The 18,166-nt window shown below is 70.4% G+C and carries 20 protein-coding genes; 3 read left to right on the forward strand and 17 right to left on the reverse strand.

The annotated features are described in order from the left end of the window. Window positions 1-6: 6 nt before the first annotated feature. The 6 genes from BN1701_RS14165 to def form a co-directional block, all read right to left on the reverse strand. Window positions 7-1,356 (reverse strand): tetratricopeptide repeat protein, encoded by a 1,350-nt coding sequence (locus BN1701_RS14165; RefSeq protein ID WP_231949846.1) that lies wholly within the window; start codon window positions 1,354-1,356, stop codon window positions 7-9. A gap of 321 nt (window positions 1,357-1,677) precedes the next feature. After that, the gene (locus BN1701_RS14170) at window positions 1,678-2,658 is read right to left on the reverse strand and encodes an asparaginase (protein ID WP_231949599.1); all 981 of its coding nucleotides are present in this window, start codon (window positions 2,656-2,658) and stop codon (window positions 1,678-1,680) included. Next, a complete protein-coding gene (locus BN1701_RS14175; protein WP_054049068.1) occupies window positions 2,655-3,158 on the reverse strand; it encodes a flavoprotein in 504 nt (167 codons plus the stop codon). Before BN1701_RS14175 ends, BN1701_RS14170 begins: the two co-directional genes overlap by 4 nt. Then, window positions 3,155-4,582, reverse strand: a complete 1,428-nt coding sequence (locus BN1701_RS14180) for an RsmB/NOP family class I SAM-dependent RNA methyltransferase (protein WP_054049069.1) — start codon at window positions 4,580-4,582, stop codon at window positions 3,155-3,157. Before BN1701_RS14180 ends, BN1701_RS14175 begins: the two co-directional genes overlap by 4 nt. Continuing rightward, the gene (gene fmt / locus BN1701_RS14185) at window positions 4,579-5,502 is read right to left on the reverse strand and encodes a methionyl-tRNA formyltransferase (RefSeq protein ID WP_054049070.1); all 924 of its coding nucleotides are present in this window, start codon (window positions 5,500-5,502) and stop codon (window positions 4,579-4,581) included. Before fmt ends, BN1701_RS14180 begins: the two co-directional genes overlap by 4 nt. Then, window positions 5,502-6,047 (reverse strand): peptide deformylase, encoded by a 546-nt coding sequence (gene def / locus BN1701_RS14190; RefSeq protein WP_054049073.1) that lies wholly within the window; start codon window positions 6,045-6,047, stop codon window positions 5,502-5,504. Before def ends, fmt begins: the two co-directional genes overlap by 1 nt. Before the next feature lie 97 nt (window positions 6,048-6,144). Between def and BN1701_RS14195 the strand changes: the two genes are divergently transcribed. Next, window positions 6,145-6,738 (forward strand): RNA polymerase sigma factor, encoded by a 594-nt coding sequence (locus tag BN1701_RS14195; protein ID WP_054055856.1) that lies wholly within the window; start codon window positions 6,145-6,147, stop codon window positions 6,736-6,738. After that, on the forward strand, window positions 6,735-7,940 hold the full coding sequence (locus tag BN1701_RS14200) for a hypothetical protein (RefSeq protein WP_054049075.1): 1,206 nt from the start codon (window positions 6,735-6,737) through the stop codon (window positions 7,938-7,940). Before BN1701_RS14195 ends, BN1701_RS14200 begins: the two co-directional genes overlap by 4 nt. Here the strand turns inward: BN1701_RS14200 and BN1701_RS14205 are convergent, their stop codons facing one another. Together BN1701_RS14205 and BN1701_RS14210 are read right to left on the reverse strand one after the other, a co-directional pair. Next, entirely contained in the window at window positions 7,941-9,962 is a 2,022-nt protein-coding gene (locus BN1701_RS14205) for a primosomal protein N' (RefSeq protein WP_054049077.1), read from the reverse strand. Window positions 9,963-9,992: 30 nt separating this feature from the next. Continuing rightward, window positions 9,993-10,616, reverse strand: coding sequence for a TetR/AcrR family transcriptional regulator (locus BN1701_RS14210; protein ID WP_054049078.1), 624 nt, complete (start codon window positions 10,614-10,616; stop codon window positions 9,993-9,995). Between the two features lie 69 nt (window positions 10,617-10,685). On the opposite strand from BN1701_RS14210, the gene BN1701_RS14215 reads away from it, so the two are divergent. Next, window positions 10,686-12,089: an amidase gene (locus BN1701_RS14215; RefSeq protein WP_054049082.1), complete on the forward strand. Its 1,404-nt coding sequence runs from the start codon at window positions 10,686-10,688 to the stop codon at window positions 12,087-12,089. On the opposite strand, the gene BN1701_RS14220 is transcribed toward BN1701_RS14215, so the two are convergent. The 9 genes from BN1701_RS14220 to rpoZ form a co-directional block, all read right to left on the reverse strand. Beyond that, window positions 12,090-12,518 carry an Imm1 family immunity protein gene (locus BN1701_RS14220; RefSeq protein ID WP_369800538.1) on the reverse strand — a complete coding sequence of 143 codons (429 nt, stop codon included), beginning with the start codon at window positions 12,516-12,518 and terminating at the stop codon, window positions 12,090-12,092. Window positions 12,519-12,605: 87 nt separating this feature from the next. After that, window positions 12,606-12,791, reverse strand: a complete 186-nt coding sequence (locus tag BN1701_RS35535; protein ID WP_054049084.1) for a DUF397 domain-containing protein — start codon at window positions 12,789-12,791, stop codon at window positions 12,606-12,608. A 6-nt stretch (window positions 12,792-12,797) separates the two neighbouring features. Next, a complete protein-coding gene (locus tag BN1701_RS14230) occupies window positions 12,798-13,748 on the reverse strand; it encodes a helix-turn-helix transcriptional regulator (protein WP_157367977.1) in 951 nt (316 codons plus the stop codon). Further along, window positions 13,706-14,137 (reverse strand): Imm1 family immunity protein, encoded by a 432-nt coding sequence (locus BN1701_RS14235; RefSeq protein WP_172803249.1) that lies wholly within the window; start codon window positions 14,135-14,137, stop codon window positions 13,706-13,708. The genes BN1701_RS14230 and BN1701_RS14235 overlap by 43 nt, the downstream gene beginning before the upstream one ends. Beyond that, a complete protein-coding gene (locus BN1701_RS14240; RefSeq protein ID WP_054049089.1) occupies window positions 14,131-14,883 on the reverse strand; it encodes a DddA-like double-stranded DNA deaminase toxin in 753 nt (250 codons plus the stop codon). The genes BN1701_RS14235 and BN1701_RS14240 overlap by 7 nt, the downstream gene beginning before the upstream one ends. Before the next feature lie 57 nt (window positions 14,884-14,940). After that, window positions 14,941-15,321, reverse strand: coding sequence for a DUF5313 family protein (locus BN1701_RS14245; RefSeq protein ID WP_054049091.1), 381 nt, complete (start codon window positions 15,319-15,321; stop codon window positions 14,941-14,943). Window positions 15,322-15,377: 56 nt separating this feature from the next. Continuing rightward, on the reverse strand, window positions 15,378-16,559 hold the full coding sequence (gene metK, locus BN1701_RS14250) for a methionine adenosyltransferase (protein WP_157368431.1): 1,182 nt from the start codon (window positions 16,557-16,559) through the stop codon (window positions 15,378-15,380). 61 nt (window positions 16,560-16,620) lie between these two features. Next, window positions 16,621-17,877 (reverse strand): bifunctional phosphopantothenoylcysteine decarboxylase/phosphopantothenate--cysteine ligase CoaBC, encoded by a 1,257-nt coding sequence (gene coaBC, locus BN1701_RS14255; protein WP_082859852.1) that lies wholly within the window; start codon window positions 17,875-17,877, stop codon window positions 16,621-16,623. After that, window positions 17,874-18,161 (reverse strand): DNA-directed RNA polymerase subunit omega, encoded by a 288-nt coding sequence (rpoZ, locus tag BN1701_RS14260; RefSeq protein ID WP_157367978.1) that lies wholly within the window; start codon window positions 18,159-18,161, stop codon window positions 17,874-17,876. The genes coaBC and rpoZ overlap by 4 nt, the downstream gene beginning before the upstream one ends. Window positions 18,162-18,166 lie beyond the last annotated feature (5 nt).

The raw sequence follows: 18,166 nt of genomic DNA on the forward strand, positions 1-18,166 counted from the left end.
GCCGATCTAGCCGATCCCGCGCCGGATGGCCTTGGCTTCCCGAGCCGCGGCGCGCGCGTCGCGGTGGCGGCCGAGGTGGCGGTATCGCAGCTCCAGGTTGTCCATCGTCATCGCGAGCAGGGGCAGGTATGCGGCGGGGTTGTCGGCGCTCAGCCTTCGATAGAGGTCAAGGGCTTCATCGGTGGCGGTGAGCGCTTCTTCGTGGCGGCGCAGGTCACACAGTCTGATGGCCAGGTTGTTGACGCTCATTGCCAGGCCGTCGGCGTTGTCCGTCTTGCGGAACAGCGCCACGGATTCCTCAAGGGCGATCAGCCCGTCGGCGTGCCTGCCCAGTTCGCCGAGCCGCCTGCCGAGATCGTTCAGCGACTCCGCGAGCAGCGGCTGGTGGAGGTCGGGCTTGCCCTTGACCAGCATTCGGCGCAGGTGGATGGCCTCATCGAGGGAGTACAGCGCTTCGGCGGTCCGCCCGAGTTTGCCGAGCGCGAGCGCGTGGTTGTGGAGACACATGCCGAGCGCGGACGCGTCGGTCGGCCGCTGCGCGCGGAGCAGGTGGATCGCGTCGGCGAACTCGTTGACGGCCTCGTTGAGCCGGTTCTCCGCGATCAGGTCGAGCCCGCGGGCGTTGAGCGTGCGCACCCGCTGCCGCGCCGTCTCGTCCATTGTGGACGGTTGGGCGGGCGTGGTGATCTTGGTGTACCGGCCGTCCTCGGTGATGACGTAGCCGTGTTTGGCGATCAGGTCGTCGATGAAGGCGACCATGTCCGGTTCCGCCACCTGGAGCCAGCGGCGCAGCCCGGCGGCCTCGTGGCCGTACGGACGCGCATCCTCCGCCCGGCCCGCGTCGTGCAGCTGCTGGATGACGCCCGCCAGCGCGGCGGCGAGGTGGCCCGCGTGCGCCTTGGCGTCGGCGATCACGATCGGGCGGTAGAGCGCGATCGCCTCCAGCGTCGCGGCGATCGCGTCGTCCAACCTACCCATGTCGGAGAGCGTGAGACCGAGGCTGGTGAGCGCGGAGGCGAGTTCGGCGGGATGGTCGCGGGACAGCTCGACGGCCTCGCGGATCACGGTGACCGCGCTGCTGTGCTTGCCCAGTTCGGACAGGTGTCCGCCGAGGTTGGCCAGGGTCGTCGCCAGCGGCGCGCGGTAGGCGGCGGGCTCGGCGCGCGCCAGGTCGCGGTACAGGTCGACCGCTTCCTGGGTAGCCGCGGCGGCCAGGTCGCGGCGGCGGGACACGCCCAGGAGCAGCCCGAGTCCGTCGAGGGTCATGGCCAGGGTCGGTCGGTGGCTGGGATCCTCGGCGGCGACGCGGCGCAGCCGGGCAACCTTACGCTGGGCGTCGGCCAGCGCGTCTTCCATGATGAACACGCTTGTACATTAATCGGCGACCCGGGGCCCTGTCCGCCGAAGGCAGGAGATCGTCAAGGCACGAGGTCCCTCTTCGACAGGTAACGGCGTGGGTTCGGTATTCGGTGAACGCCGTTTGTCACCAGCCGCCGCTGCGCCCGCCAGCGTCCGGCGCGAAAGCCTTGAACCAACGACCCGCTAGGAGTCGTACCCATCTTCGATCCAATCGGATCGCGGCTGGTCAGGACCTTGGATGTCAACCGCGCGCCGACCACGGAGGCAGCGGCAGCACCACGAGTACGACAAGCACGCCGAGGCCGATCCACAGCGCGGTCATCGGTACAGGTCGAACGTCGCGGCGATGCGGTCGCGGTCAGCGCCGTCGGCGAGCAGGAGTTGCAGCAGGATCCGGGCCTTGGCCGGGTCGAGGAAGCCCGCGTGGATCAGGCCGCGGTCGAGCAGGTCGCGCTCGGAGCCCGGATATCCGTAGGTCTGCCGCAGCACCGATCCCGATCCCGTGCGCGAGGCCAGCACCACGGGCATCCGCTCCGCGAACTCGGCCACCAGCGGCACCATGCCAGCGGGCACGTGACCAGCGCCCAGCCCCGCGATGACAATCCCGTCGAACGCGTCGCCGGAGCGGCGCAGGAGTTCGCCGTCGTCGCCGAGCGCGATGGTGATCAGGCCGACGCGCAGGCCCGCGATGCCGTCGCCCGCGGGCAGGGTCAGCGTCACGCGCGGGGTGCCGCGCAGGCGGGGTTCGCCCTCGACGATCAGACCGAGGGGGCCGAAACCGGGCGAGACGAACGCGCCGGTGCTGCTGGTGTGGCTCTTGCGGACGAACCGGGCGCCGTGCACCTCGTCGGACATCACGACCAGGCAGCCCAGCCCGCGCGCGGCCGGTGACAGCGCGACGCGGATGGCGGCGTAGAGGTTCGCGGGACCATCGGCGCCCGCCGACGCGGGAGCGCGCATGGCGCCGGTGACCACGACGGGAGCTGGGCTGTCGACGGTCAGATCGAGGAACAGCGCGGTCTCCTCGATCGTGTCGGTGCCGTGGGTGACCACGATCCCCGTCGCCCCCGCCTCGATCTCGGCGCGGACCGCGTGTGACAGCGCGACCAGGTCGTCGAAGCCGATGGACGGGCTGGGCAGCGAGCGCAGTGTCCGCGCGGTCAGCTCGACGTCCAGTTCGGCGAGGCCGGGGACCGCGGCGATCAGGTCGTCGGCGCCGAGGGCGGGCACGACGCCGCCCGCGCTGCTCGGGGCCATGGCGATGGTGCCACCCATCGCGATGATCGCGACCTTGCTCAAAGCGCCTCCAGCACATCCAACAGCGGCTCCCACGGGTCGGTCGCCGCGCCGTCGGCGATGTGTACCCCGGCGCCGATCAACGTGTCCACATGTGATGCCCACCTGGGATGCGCCCGTTGGGCGGCATTGGCCTGCGGCCGGATGACCATGGGAACACCCGGTGTGCCCAGCGCCTCGCCCAGCGCGGTGAGGGCCTGGTTGTCCGTGATCCCCAGCGCGAGCTTGGCCAGCGAGTTCGCCGTGGCGGGCACGAACAGGAACGCGTCCGGGATCGGGTACGGCTTCGGCTCCGACGGCAGCCGCGACACGCTGCGCACCGGCAGGTCCGTGAGCGCCTGCACCCGCGCCGTCTCCCCCACCGCGTCCATCCACCGGCCCGCGTCCGGGGTGAACGTGACCGCCAGCCGCCACCCGCGGGCCACCGCGGGCTCGGCGACCTCGACCCGCAGGCGCTGGTCGACGCCGCCGCCCGCGGCGGCGACCAGGCCGAGCACCCTCATCGACGCAGCAGCGCGCAGAACATCGCGTCGGTGCCATGGCGGTGCGGCCACAGCTGCACGAACGGCCCGTCGCCGAGGTCGGGCACGTCGGGGAAGAACTCGCGGGCGTCGATCACGGTCACGCCGGTCTTGCGGATCACGTCGTTGACCACGCCGACCGTCTCGGCCAGGTGCGGCGAGCAGACCACGTAGGCCACCACGCCGCCCGGCCGGACCAGGCCGACCGCCGAGGTCAGCAGCTCACGCTGGAGCTTGGTCAGGTCGCCGACGTCGGAGGGCTGCCTGCGCCAGCGCGCCTCGGGCCTGCGGCGCAGCGCTCCGAGTCCGGTGCACGGCGCGTCGACCAGGACGCGGTCGTACCCACCTTCCAGCGCGGAGCTGCGGCCGTCGGCGACCCGCACCTTGACCGGCAACCCCTGGGTGATCTGCTCGACCAGCCGCGCCCGGTGTGGGGCCTGCTCGACGGCGTCCACGGTGCCGCCGTTGATCGCGGCGAGCGCGCCGAGCAGTGCGGCCTTGCCACCGGGGCCCGCGCACAGGTCGAGCCAGCGCTGGTCAGGTCCGTCGATCTCGGGGCGGGTCAGCGCCAGCGCGCACAGCTGGCTGCCCTCGTCCTGCACGCCCGCCAATCGCTCGCGGACCGGCTCAAGATCGCCAGGGTCGCCCGCCCCGGCCTCAAGTCGTACACCGTACGGCGAGTAGGGCGCCTCGTCGCCGCCGGTGATCGCGGCCAGCTCCTCGGCACTCACCTCGCCCGGACGGGCCACCAGGTGCACGAGCGGCCGCTCGTCGTCGGCCTTGAGCGCGGCGCCGAGTTCGTCGCCCGTGGTGCCGAGCGCGTCGGCGAAGGCGCGCGCGATCCAGCGCGGATGGGCGTGCCGGGCGGCGAGGTTGCCGACCGGGTCCTCCGCCGGGTCCGGGGCGAGCCGGTCGAGCCAGGCTTCCTCGTCCAGCTCGGAGACCTTGCGCAGCACCGCGTTGACGAACCCGGTCACCCGCGAGCCATGGTCGGCCCGCGCGATGTCCACAGTGGACGCGACGGCGGCGTGCGGCGGGATCCGGGTGCGCAGCAGCTGGTAGGCGCCCAGGCGCAGCGCGTCGAGCAGTAGCGGCTCTACTTTGGACATGGGCCGGTCGACGCACTCGACCAGGATCTGGTCGATCAGACCCAGCGCGCGGCACGTGCCGTAGGTCAGCTCGGTGGCCAGCGCGGCGTCGCGCCCGGAGATGCGCCGGTCGCGCAGCAGCTTGGGCAGCACGAGGTTGGCGTAGGCGTCGTCGGCCCGCACCGCGCGCAGCGTGTCAAGCGCGGCGCGGCGGGCCGGGTCGTCAACCGGGGGCCGCTCCGGGGTGTCCGGGCGGCGCGGCGGCCTGGCCTTGCCCGGCCGAGACGGCCGGTGCGCTCGCTTGCCTGGCTGCGTCACGTAAGTCGCTCTCCTGCTTCGATTCGGATGCCGCGCGCCCAGTCGGTCGCCTGCATGCGCTTCTTTCCTTGGGCTTGTACTTCGCCGAGCTTGAGCGGCCAGGTGGCGGTGCCGACGAGGACGCGTTTGCGCTCCACGACCAGCTCACCCGGCGCGGCCTCGACCCCTTCGGCCCTGGTCATCGGGCCGAGCTTGACCCGCTCGCCGCGGAACTCGGCCCACGCGCCCGGCTCGGGCGTCACCGCGCGGATCCGCCGGTCGACGGCGAGGCCCGGCAGCGTGAAGTCGACCTTGGCGTCCTCGACGGAGATCTTCGGCGCGTAGCTGACGCCGTCGGCGGGCTGCTCGACCGCTGCGATGCCGCCGTTGGCCAGGCCGTCCACAGTGGACACTAGCAGTCCCGCGCCCGCCTCGGCGAGCCGGTCGAGCAGCGCGCCCGCGGTGTCGTCGGGGCGGATGGGCTCGGTCAGCACGCCGAACACCGGCCCGGCGTCGAGTTCCTTGACGATGCGGAACGTGCTGGCCCCGGTGATCTCGTCACCGTGATAGACCGCCGCCTGCACCGGGGCCGCGCCCCGCCACGCGGGCAGGACCGAGAAGTGCAGGTTGACCCAGCCAAGCCGCGGGATGTCGAGCGCCGACTGCGGAAGCAGGGCGCCGTAGGCCACCACGGGACACACGTCGGGTTCGAGGTCGCGCAGCCGCGCCTGGAACGCCTTGTCCGACGCCTTGGCCGGGGTCAGGACCTCGATGCCGTGTTCGTCGGCGAGTTCGCCGACCGGCGAGCGCATCAGCTTGCGGCCGCGGCCCGCGGGCGCGTCGGGCCTGGTCACCACGGCGACGACCTCGTGCTCGGAGTCGAGCAGCGCGCGCAGCGACGGGACCGCGGCCTCCGGCGTCCCGGCGAACACCAGCCGCATCAGCGCGCCCCGAAGAACGAGTGCGGGCTCTGCTTGATCGTGGGCACCGCGCCGTCGAACCACTCGGCGGTCCGGATCTCCTTCATCGCCTGCTTCCGCGTCAACTCGTCGAGGCGGTCGAGGAACAACACGCCGTCGAGGTGGTCGGTCTCGTGCTGGATGCAGCGGGCGAGCAACTCGGAGCCCTCGATCTCCAGCGGCTCGCCGTGCATGTTCCAGCCACGGGCCACGATATTGAGGTGGCGACGGCAGTCCCACGAGTAGCCGGGGATCGACAGGCAGCCCTCGGGGCCGTCCTGGACGTCCTCGCCGACGGAGGTCCACACCGGGTTGACCAGGTGGCCCATGGCACCGTCGCAGTGATAGGTGAACACCCGCAGACCCACGCCGACCTGCGGCGCGGCGAGCCCGGCGCCGCCCTGCGACTCCATGGTGTCCCAGAGGTCCTTGACCAGGTTCCGCAGCTCCAGATCGAAGTCGACGACCTCGACCGCGGCGGTGCGCAGCACAGGATCGCCGAACAGGCGGATCGGCTGGACGGTCACGGGGCTCCTCTCGGACGGGGGGCGGTCGAACCAGTCTATTCACCCGATCGCCACGCAACGCCCCGGCCGGGATCGGACACCTCCTATCGTGACCACCATCGCGCGATCGGGTCAGGGGGCGGCGCTGAGCGAGGACACCGTTCCCGACACCGACGCACTGTTATGGGACCGGGCCGCCGACGGCGACCGGTCCGCGTTCGCGGTGCTGTTCGAGCGGCACGTCGAGTCCCTGTGGAACCACGCCTACCGGCTGACCGGGTCATGGAGCCAGGCCCAGGACATCGCGTCGGCCACCTTCCTGACCGCGTGGACCCGGCGCGGCGAGGTGACCTTGGTCCGCGACAGCGCGCTGCCCTGGCTCTACGCGGTCGCGGGCAACATCGCGCGATCGGAGAACCGCCGCTCGACCCGCTTCCTGCGCGCGGTGCGGCGGCTGCCGCACGACGAGACCGTGGCCGATCACGCCGACACCGTGGTCCGGCGGGTCGACGACGACCGGCGGACCCGCGAGGTCGCCGACGCCGTGCGCAGGCTGCCGAAGGCCGAACGCGAGGCGGTCGAACTGTGCCTGCTGGGCGAGGTGCCGACGGCCGACGCGGCGGCGCTGCTGGGGGTGGCCGAGGTGAGCGTGCGATCCCGGCTGTCGCGGGCGCGGGCCCGGCTGCGCGCGATGCTGGAGGAGACGTCGTGACCGAGGACTGGAAGCCCTACCTGGCCAAGCCGCGGACCATGCCGCCCGAGATCCGCGACCGGGTCCGGGCCAAGACGTTCGACGACACCCCGGCGAGCCACAGCAAGCTGCGCACTCAGTTGGTGGTCGCCGCGGCGGTGTCGGCGGTGATCGCGGGCGGGTGGCTCAGTTCGATGACCGCGGGCGACAGCAACGCCCCGGCCGCGCGCGACCCGGAGATCGCCCCGAACGCGGCGGCCGACATCGACCGCTGCTGGGCGGCGCTGGTGAGCGCGGGCAAGACCGACCGCTACCCGCCGCGGTCAACCTGGAAGGCCGTGGTCACCGCGCGGGAGCCGGGGAAGGCGGTGATCGGGATCCGCGCGGGCGCGACGCCGGTGTTCTGCGAGACCACGGTGACCTCGGTGACCGTGTCCGACCCGGCGGCGACCCCGCACTACGTCGAGGGCACCGGGACCGCGGTCACCGTGGTCACCGGCTCGGGCTCGGTTGGCGGGATCGCGGACCCGACGTGGGCAGCGGTGGCGGTCGAGTGGGACAACCGGATCAAGCTGGCCGACGTCCGGGAGGGCCTGTGGATCCTCCCGGCGCTGCCCACGGACGCGAACGTGACGTGGCGGGCGAGTCCGTCGCTGCCGGGTGTGCCGCGTCGACAGGTGCGGGAGCTGCCTCGGCCGGACGACTCGGCCGTGTCGGTGGTCGACCGTCCGCTGCCGCCGGGTGACCGGGCGTCGGAACGGGGCGCGCGGCTCGGTCAGTGCGTGGACGCGAGCAGTCCCCGGCCTGCCGACGCGCTGTTCTGGCAGCCCGGCGCGACCGCGGCGGTGGGCTCGGCCCAGGTGGTCACGGCCCAACTGAACGACTTTGTGGCGGTGTGCGTCTCGAAGACTGGACGGTCGACGTTCGAGGTGGTCGCAGGCCAGGACCTGTGGGCCCAGCCGCTGCGGCACGCCCGGCTGGTGAAGGCCGATCCCGGCCAGGGCGCGCGGGTCGTGGGGTTCGTCCAGCCGAATGTCACCGCGATGACGGTCAAGGTGGGGGCGGCGGAGCCGGTCATTGTGCCGATCGTGGAGACCGGGTTCGCGATGGAGATCCCCGAGGATCTGGCGCCGAAGCCGGAGTCCGTGCCGCGCGGCGTCGAGGTGACGCTGTTCGGCCAGGACGGGGCCGTCGTGTACGCCGGGGAGCTGTTCGCCGAGTGATCAGACCAGGTCGAGCGGGTCGAGCTGGACGCGCAGCGGCGACTGCTCCTTGCGCGCGGTCCGCACCGCTTGGGCTTTCGCGAGGGCCGCCGCGAGGGCGCGGCCCTCGGCCCTGGTCACCCGGAGCAGGGCTCGCTCGCGAACCGCCTGGCCGTCGTTGTCCGGCTCGCCGAGCGGGACGGGGCCGAGGATCTCGCCGGTCGGCGGGAGCGGGAACTCGCCGAGGAATGTGTCGACAGCGCTGGGGGTGCCGTCGACCGAGGCCATCCGGACCGCGGGCGGGAAGCCGAGTTCGGTGCGCGCGGCGAGTTCCTGCTGGGCGTGCCAGACCGGATCCCAGCGGACCAGGGCCTGCACAGGCACCGTCGCCGACTCGGCCATGACCACGACCCGGCCGCCGTCCCCGGCCGGGCGCACGAGCGCGGCCGCGGTCATCCAGCGGCGCAGGGCTTCCTCGGTGGCGCGCAGGTCGGCGCGGTTGAGCAGGGCCCAGGCGTCGAGCAGCAGCGCGGCGCCGTATTCGGCGACCGGCTCGGCGCCTGGCGTGGCCACGACGATGGCGGGGTCGGCGGACACCGTCGCCAGGACTTCCGAGCCGCCCGAAGTGCGGACGGGGAAGCCCGCGAACGCGCGGCCGAGTTCCTCGGCGGTCCGCTTGGCGCCGATGACGACCGCGCGCAGGCGGCGCGAGCCACAGGAAGGACAGCGGTAATTGGCGTCGGCGGCGGCGCACCAGCGGCAGGACGGCGGACCCGACGAGCCCTGGTGCAGCGGCCCGGCGCAGCGTCGGCAACGGGCAGGTGTGCGGCAGTCCTGGCAGGTCAGGGATGGGGCATACCCGCGTCTCGGGACCTGAACCAATACCGGATGCCCAGCGCTCAGCGCGGCGCGGGCGGCGTCGAAGGCGACCGAGGGGACGCGGGCGGTGCGGGCGGCCGGGTCGCGGGCCAGCTGCGAGTCGTGTTCGCCGATGGCGGTGACCCTGGGCGCCGCCGCGCGGACGGTGTCGCGGGTGGCGACGATCTCGGGCGCCCAGCCGGAGTCGACGAGCAGTTGGGCCTCGGCGGTGCGGGCGAACCCGGCGACCAGGACCGTCGTGTGGTCGAGGGTGCCGCGCTGGATGAGCACGTCGCGCACGTGCGGGTAGGGCGAGCGCGGGTCGGAGTGCTGGTCGTCGCCGTCGTCCCAGACGATCACGACTCCCGGGTCGGCGACAGGCGCGTACGCGCTGGCGCGGGTGCCGACGACGATGTTGTTGACGCCCCGGCGGATCGACAGCCAGCCCCGGTAGCGCTTGGCGGGCCCGAGGTCGGCCGACAGCGCCACGACGCCCTCGGCCAGCTTCGCGCAGGCGGCGTGGACCCGGGTGACGTCGCGGTGGTCGGGCACGACGATGACCGCGCCCTTCCCGGCCGACGCGGCGGTCGCGGCGACCTCGGCGAGCCGGGTCGGCCAGTCCTCCCCCGGCAGCGCCTGCCAGACCGCGTTCGCCTGGCGTCCGGCGCGGACGGCGTCGAGGAACGCGGCCCCGCGCGGATACCGCGACCAGCCTGTCGAGTCCGGTGTGGACGGTCGCGGGGCGGTCTCGGCGACATCCTCGGCCTCGACCCGCGCGTGCCGCGGCGGGATGGCCAGCCGCAGCACGTCGATCATCGTCCCGGCGTAGCGATCGGCGACGGCCCGACAGAGGCGCGCGATGTCGGGGGCCAGCACCGGCTCGGGCGACGTCACGCGGTCGAGGAACTGGAGGGTGCCAGGGTGGTCGGACTCGGCGACCCGTTCGATCAGGTACCCGTCCACGAGCTGCCCGGCGAAGCGCACCCGGATCCGGCAGCCGGGGACGGCCTCGGCGTCGAGTTTGTCGGGTACGAGGTAGTCGTAGGTGCGGTCGAGGTGCGCGAGGGGCACGTCGACGTAGACCTTGGCGACGGGCAGTTCCGCGGCGGGCTGCTGTTTGCCCTTCGTCGCGGGCTTCTTGGCGACCGCGACCTGGAAGAGCGCGTCGGGGTCGGGGCTGGGCATACCCGGTGGTCTACCAGAGACCACAGACTGTCACCGGTCCTGGGTGGCCAGACGCACCGCGAGATCGACCTGGCCGCTTTCCAGGAGGCCGCCGAGGAACTGCGCACGGAAGGCCCTCCTCAGTGCGCCCGGGTCGACGGTGTCGGGCGCGGCGATGGTGTGGAACGCGTAGCCGTGTGCCAGGGCCAGCAACGCGGCGGCGTCGGGATCCTCGGCTCCCGCCGCGCGGGCGGCCTCGGCGGCCACCTGCCTGCCCGCCGTGATCGCCTCGGCCACCGCCGCCCTTAGTTCCGGCGCACGGGCGGCGTGCAGGAACACCTCGAACAGGGCGAGCGACTCGGGCATCCGCGCGGCGGCGGCCTCGGCGAAGGCGACCGCGATCTCGTCGGGCTCGCTGTGCTGGTCGCGCAGCGCTTCGGCCAGGGCGCGCTGCCGGGCGACGTCGGCCTCGGTGAAGACCCGCAGCGCCTCGATGGCCAGGTCGGTGATCGAGTCGAAGAAGTAGCTCACGGTGGCCAGCGGCAACCCCGCCTTCTCGGTCACCGCCCGGTGTGTCACTCCCGCGATACCGTTCTCCGCGGCGACCTCGACGGTGGCTTTGAGGAGCGCGTCCCGGCGGACCTGGGCGTTCACGCGGTGCTTGCGGGGTTCCACAGTCAGACCGTAGCAAGTTTCCTGGAAGTTCTTCTAGACATCATCCGCGCGAACAGGCACCCTGCCAACATGGAGCAGACTCGCGTGCACGCCTTCACCGACGACGTCCTCGCCGACCACGACGCCGTCGGGATCGCCGACCTGATCCGTCGTGGCGAAGTCAGCACGCAAGAGGTCGAGGCCGCCGCGATCGCGCGCATCCGACAGGTCGACCCGACACTGAACGCCGTCGCGTTCGAGTCCTTCGACCGCCCCCGCCGCTCCGCCGACCGGCACGCCCCGCTCTTCGGCGTCCCGACCCTGGTCAAGGACAACACCGATGTGGCTGGGATGCCCTGTAACCACGGCACTGCCGCGTACCAGGCGAAACCGTCGCCCACTGACGGCCGCTACGCCCGGCAGTACCTGAGCACCGGCATGACCGTGCTGGGCAAGAGCCGCATGCCCGAGTTCGGCTTCAACGCCTCCACCGAGTACATGGCCGAGGACCCGGTCCGCAATCCTTGGCACACCGACTACTCGGTTGGCGCGTCCTCCGGAGGCTCAGCGGCGCTCGTGGCGTCGGGCGCGGTCCCCATCGCCCACGCCAACGACGGCGGCGGCTCCATCCGCATCCCCGCGGCGGCGGCCGGGCTGATCGGCTTGAAGCCCAGCCGGGGCAGGCACCGCGACGGCGAACAAGCGAGAAGACTGCCGATCAACATCATCTCCGAGGGCGTCCTGACCCGCTCGGTCCGCGACACGGCCGCCTTCTTCGCCGCGGCGGAAGACCACTGGCGCAACCCTTCCCTGCCGCCGGTCGGCCAGATCCTCGGCCCCTCCCGCAGGCGGCTGAGGATCGGCTTGGTGCTGGAGACGGCGACCGGGGCGGAGGTCTGCCCGCAGACCCGCGCGGCAGTCGAGTACACGGCCACGCTGCTGGAGAAGCAGGGACACCACGTCGAACCGATCGCGCTGCCGGTGGACGCCCGGTTCGCGGCGGACTTCACGCTGTACTGGGGACTGCTGGCGACTATGGCGGCCAAGTTCAGCCGGTACGCCCTGGACCGCTCATTCGACGCAAGCAGGTTGGACGGCCTGACCCAAGGTCTGCGCGGGTACTACCGCCGCCACATGCGCGGGACGGCTGGGGCGCTTTACCGGCTGCGCAACGTCAATCACGCTTGTGCGGGGCTGTTCGCGCGGCATGAGGTCGTGCTCTCACCGGTGTTGGCCCACGTAACGCCTCGGCTTGGACACTTGAGCCCGACGGTGCCGTTCGACGAACTGCTGACCCGACTGACGGCGTACTGCGCGTACACACCGCTGAACAACATCGCCGGGACGCCGGGGATCTCGCTGCCGATGGGGATGTCTCGTGAGGGTGTGCCGATCGGGGTGCAACTGTCGACGGCTTATGGGGACGAGCGGACGTTGATCGAGGTGGCGTTCGGGTTGGAGGAACAGCACGCCTGGCCCCGAATCCAGGGCTGATCAGAGATCAGCTTCTGGCCCGTACTGCCAAGAGACGCCGGTCGGGCGTGCACCGTCAGTCAAGAGGTACTGCTTCAACGCGGGTCGGACGACATCGAGCGACACCTCAGAGTTGGCTGGGAATCCGGTCCAGGTGTCCATGTAGAAGTAGGCAAGCGGTTCGCCGTCGGATGAGCCCACGCCTGTGCTGTAGACCCCATCCGACGCGTCTTCCCCGGCATATCGGATGACACCGCGCGTGTCGACCACGCCGACACTCAACTCCTGGGAGTGAATGTCGTCGGAGATGTAGCACTGCATCAGGACGGGCGCGGCGGCAGGAGACTCTTCGCGGACTTGGTCGACAAGCGCGTCCACCTCGTCCTCAGTCTGAACTCGGATGGGCGCCGAGCTGTGGGACCGCGAGTAGTACACGACTAGGGAACCCACGATCAGGTCGCACCTCCCTTGTTCTCGCGAACGAAGCCATCCGGCCCGTAGACGGTGAGACTGACCGCGCGGAGGCTTGAAGCGAGTTCAGCGATCAACCGCTGAGAGCAAGCTGATCAGCAACCTCGGATCCCACGCTGGGGCCGGCACACACAGCGCGCCACCCGACGGATTCTTGGAATCACGGATCCGGATGTCGGCCTTGAACGCGACCTCCACACAGCTCGGCTGGTCCCCGCCGCTGAAGCTGGACTTCCGCCACTCTCCGCGCACGCCGTTTCAACTCCTGTCGTGATCGGCCGCCATCATGGTCAGGAACTTCACCGAATCGGTGGAATCCAAAGCTGTCTTCAGTAGCTTAGCCGCAATTGCTTGCAGGCGGCGGGTCGCATCCAGGCTGTGCAGGAATCCCCAAGCGCCACTGTGTTCGACATAGACGAGGGTTGGAGCGTCCCGGAAGCTCAGCACGGTGAAGTCTCCAGGGCTGCTGTAGCCGCCGTACTTGAACGGGATCACCCGAATGTCCACATTGGGCAACTTCGCGCAGTCGATCAGCCAGCGAATCTGCTCGGCCATCACGAACCGGCCGCCCATCGGCCGTCTGAGCACCGCCTCATCGAGGATCGCGACATACGAAGGGGCGGCGAGTTTGCGCAGAACCTTCTGCCGGTCCATTCGGCTGGCCAGCAGCTTCTCCGTGTCCTCGCCGAGGCCATCGGCCATAATCGCGCCTGCGTACGCGGGCGACTGAAGCAGGCCAGGGACGTTCGACGGCGCGAAGTGCACCATGGAAACCGCCTGGGACTCGAACTGCACCAAGGCGGCCACCATCTCGGAAAGTCGTTGGGAGTCCTCAAGCCAGCCCGGTGACGTGACTTCCTCGACCATGGCCAGAGTGTCGTCGCGTTCCTTGCCGATCACTCCGTAGATGGCCAACAACGCCGTGACCTGTTCCAGCCGCACCGGCCTCTTGGCGTTCTCGATCCGGCTCAGGCTCGCCGCCGAGATCCCGGTCCGGCGGGACGCGTCGCTGTTGGTCACGTTTGCTCGCAGTCGAAGCGCGGCCAGTTCGGCGGCTAGGGCACGTCTGCGGGCGGGAACCTGTTCGCTCATGTGTTCCATGAGATCAGTTTCGGCGGTAACCGCAAACCGACACGAATGGCTGACGTTTTCCAGCCCGGAAACGCCTATCGCTGATACAACGTCTCCACCGGGGCGGCTTCCTGCCATTGGACACACGTCGGCTGGCCGCGCGTGTCCAGAAATTCCCTGAGCGCCGCGTACGCGATCTCCACGGGAACCTCCACCTGCGGCGGGAGAAGCGAGTCGTGCAGCCCGGCGAGGTTATACGTCACCCAGTCATCGTTGGTTCCACAGGCGGGCACATACCGAACGGAGTCGCGGGACCACATCAACGCGCCGATGTCGTTGTGGATCCCGACGGCGAGTGTCGACCTGCCGTGGGCCAGCGGATCAGTCGGTCCGATCGAGATGTACCAGACCCACGGGATCTCCACCCCGCCCGCGTTGAGTGCCTTGATGGCCCCCACGAGGTCGCGGCTCTCATCGACGGTGTCGAGGTGCATGAACGGAACTTCGAGAACAGCGGGAGTCACCATGAGGCCCTGCCTACGTACGTCCGCTCGAACGGGTTCCCGTGAGCGTCGGTCCCATGCACCGTTAACGTGTTTCCTTTCGGCAGGAACGCTGGCAGGAATTGCTCGCATCCTACAACCGTCGCCGTCGGTTCGGAGCCACAAGGGGCGTGGTTGATGACGACCCGGGCGTGTCGACCGTTCCCCATGACCAGCATCGCGACGGTCTTCATTTCCACGTGGTTGACGACCGCGAACGCCTCGATCGGCAAGCCCAGCACTTGGACGCGCCGGACGACTTGCTCGGTCCACGTATCGCGGGCCGTAGCGCCCACCGTGCCCATGAAGCGTCCGTCGATCTCCACTTGACCGGTCATCGGCGAGTTCCGCGCGCCTCGGCGAACGCGCGGAGGAAGATCATCGGAGTAGGGCAAGGCAGCGACTGGGTAGCGATCACCGTGACGGTTCTCCACGCCAGTCACCGACGGGGACAGCGAACCGGGCGGCCTCGGAACGCCGAAACCGAGGCCGTCAAGGTAACGACGCAGATGTTCATTGGCGGCGGCAACGGCATCGCGCGAACGCTGCAGCTCGCTCGCAGTACCTGCGAGGGTCGCCATCGTTTGGTCGATCTCGGCATCGGTCGTACCGAAGGTCGCCGCTGCCAGCGTCGTCGCGTATGTGTCGAGGTGATTGGCGGCCGTAGCGATGGTGTGTCGAACCTGGTCGAGTTGGGCGAGAAGCGCGGTCAGCCGTGTGGCCAGCTCCATGTCTTCATAAGATCAGATTTCGCTGGGATCGCGATTGACACGAATGGCGTAGGTGTTTCAGGGCTTGGAATGGAAGGCCGCGTACATCGCGACGATCTCCGCGCGGTTCTCCGGTGTCGATTCCTCACGAATCCGGCGGTTCAAGCCCGTCGGGTACCCGTGCTTGATCAACCGACGCTCGGCCGCGTCCTCCATGAACGACATCGAGAAGTAGAAGCCCGTGATCAACGCCAACGCCACCATCGAGAACCGCAACGACAACGGACCCGGAACCAACAGCAGCAACCACCACGGCGCCAACAGCACCGTCGCGTGCGAGACATGGCGCAACACCCACCAGGGGCTCGTCAGATCCCACAGCACCCAGTGCCGGTACCGGTCTGGCAGAGTCCCGCCGACCGCGTACCACAACCATCGCAAAGGGCCTGGGCGTTCCACCGGAAAAGCCTAGTGCCCTGACGGCGAGGCCGTCAGGGCACTAGGAACCGAGCAAATCAGGCGCCGACAGCCTGCTTCAGGTCGTCGGCACGGTCCGTGCGCTCCCACGGCAGGTCGAGCTCGGGACGGCCGAAGTGGCCGTACGCCGCGGTCGGGGCGTAGATCGGGCGCAGGAGGTCCAGGTCGCGGATGATCGCGGCCGGGCGGAGGTCGAAGATCTCGCGGATGGCCTGCTGGATCTTCAGCGGGTCGGCGTTCTCGGTGCCGAAGGTCTCGACGAACAGACCCACCGGGGCGGCCTTGCCGATCGCGTAGGCGACCTGTACCTCGATGCGCGTGGCCAGACCGGCGGCCACCGCGTTCTTCGCGACCCAACGCATCGCGTACGCGGCCGAGCGGTCGACCTTTGACGGGTCCTTGCCGGAGAAGGCGCCGCCGCCGTGGCGGGCCATGCCGCCGTACGTATCCACGATGATCTTGCGGCCGGTGAGGCCCGCGTCGCCCATCGGGCCGCCGATGACGAAGCGGCCGGTGGGGTTCACGAGCAGCCGCACGTTCTCGGTGTCGAGGTCCAGGTCGGCCAGCTCGGGCAGCACGACCTGCTCGCGCACGTCGACGCCGAGCAGCTTCTCCAGGTCGACGCCCTCGGCGTGCTGCGACGACACCACCACGGTGTCGAGGCGGACCGCGCGGTCTCCGTCGTACTCGATGGTGACCTGGGTCTTGCCGTCGGGACGCAGGTACGGCAGGACACCGTCCTTGCGGACCTTGGTCAGCCGCTTCGACAGCCGGTGCGCCAGTGCGATCGGCAGCGGCATGAGCTCCGGGGTGTCGGTGCAGGCGTAGCCGAACATCAGGCCCTGGTCGCCCGCGCCCTGGCGGTCGATCTCGTCGGAGGCGTTCTCCACGCGGGTCTCGTGCGCGGTGTCGACCCCCTGGGCGATGTCGGGCGACTGCGACCCGATGGCGACGTTCACGCCACAGGAGTTGCCGTCGAAGCCCTTGGCCGACGAGTCATAGCCGATCTTGAGGATGACCTCGCGGACGATGCTCGGGATGTCGGCATACGCCTCGGTGGTCACCTCGCCCGCGACGTGCACCTGGCCGGTCGTGACCAGGGTCTCCACCGCGACCCGCGACCGCGGGTCCTTGGCCAGCAGGGCATCGAGAACCGAGTCGCTGATCGCGTCACAGATCTTGTCCGGGTGGCCTTCGGTGACCGACTCAGAAGTGAACAGTCGGCGGCTGCCTTTTTCGCTCACGTACCCCACCTCATCCGAAGACATAATCGCCTTCACTTTATCCAGGCGCGGAGTCGCGCCGCGACCGTCGGATGGTTACCGCTACGGCGTCCCACACTTCGGACGCCAGTTGCGCTTTGGCGCCGAACTCGATCGGGCGTTCGGTGCCGTCCGCGCTGAGCAACCAACCTTCATTGTCCTCGGTTTCGAACGCCTTGCCTTCTCCCACCCTGTTGACCACCAGCAGGTCACAGCCCTTGCGGGCGAGTTTGGCGCGGGCGTGATCGAGGACGTCGGCTCCAGTATCGCCCGTTTCGGCGGCGAAACCTACGATGACCTGCGTCGACTCCGGCTCCCGGCGCCGGTTCTCCACCAGTTCGGCGAGCACGTCGGCGTTGCGGGTCAGCACGATCGGATCGGGATCGGCGTCGGTCTTCTTGATTTTGAACTCGGCCCGGTGCTCTGGCCGGAAGTCGGCGACGGCGGCGGCCATGACCACCACGTCGGCGTCGGCGGCGGCCTTGTGCACCGCTTGGCGCAGTTCCTCGGCCGTCCCGACTTTGACCAGCTCGGCGCCCGCTGGCTCCGGCAGGTTCAGGGTGTGCGCGGAGACCAAAGTCACCCTGGCGCCGCGCTGCACGGCCGTGCGGGCCAGCGCGTAGCCCTGCTTGCCCGACGAGCGGTTGCCCAGGAAGCGGACCGGGTCCAGCGGCTCGCGGGTGCCACCGGCCGAGACCACCACGTGCAGGCCTTCGAGGTCACGCGGCAGCGCGTCGGGCCTGCTGAGCAGCAGCCGGGCGAGGTCGACGATCTCGGCGGGGTCGGCCAGCCTGCCCTTGCCGGTGTCGGCACCGGTCAACCGACCCGCCGCGGGCTCGCTCACCACGACGCCCCGCGCGCGCAGGGTGGCCACGTTGGCCTGGGTGGCGGCGTGCTCCCACATCTCGGTGTGCATGGCCGGAACCATGAGCACCGGGCAGCGCGCCGTCAGCAGGGTGTTCGTCAGCAGGTCGTCGGCCAGACCGTGGGCGGCCTTGGCGAGCAGGTCGGCCGTCGACGGCACGACGAGCACCAGGTCGGCCTCCTGGCCGAGCCGCACGTGCGGCACCTCCGGGACGTCGGAGAAGACGCCCGCGTGCACCTTCTGGCCGGACAGGGCCTCGAACGTCGCCGCGCCCACGAACCGCAGCGCGGCCTCGGTGGGCACGACCCGCATGTCGTGTCCGGACTCGGTCAGCCTGCGCAGGACCTCACAGGCCTTGTAGGCGGCGATACCGCCGCCCACCCCGAGGACGACCCGAGGCCGGGAGGTCACTCGCCCTCGGTGTGCTCAAGCAGACCGGAGTGGATTTCGCGCAGTGCGATGGACAGCGGCTTCTCGCGCGGCCCCGGCTCCACGAGCGGGCCGACGTACTCGAGCAGGCCCTCACCGAGCTGCGCGTAGTAGTCGTTGATCTGGCGGGCGCGCTTGGCGGCGTAGATCACCAGCGCGTACTTCGAGCTGACCTTGTCGAGCAGGTCGTCGATCGGCGGGTTGGTGATGCCTTCGAGGGGGGTCGTCGGCTCGCCCAGTACGCCCAGCTCGGTGGGGGTGATCACTCTGC

This window comes from Alloactinosynnema sp. L-07 (genome assembly GCF_900070365.1).
Classification (GTDB): Bacteria; Actinomycetota; Actinomycetes; order Mycobacteriales; family Pseudonocardiaceae; genus Actinokineospora.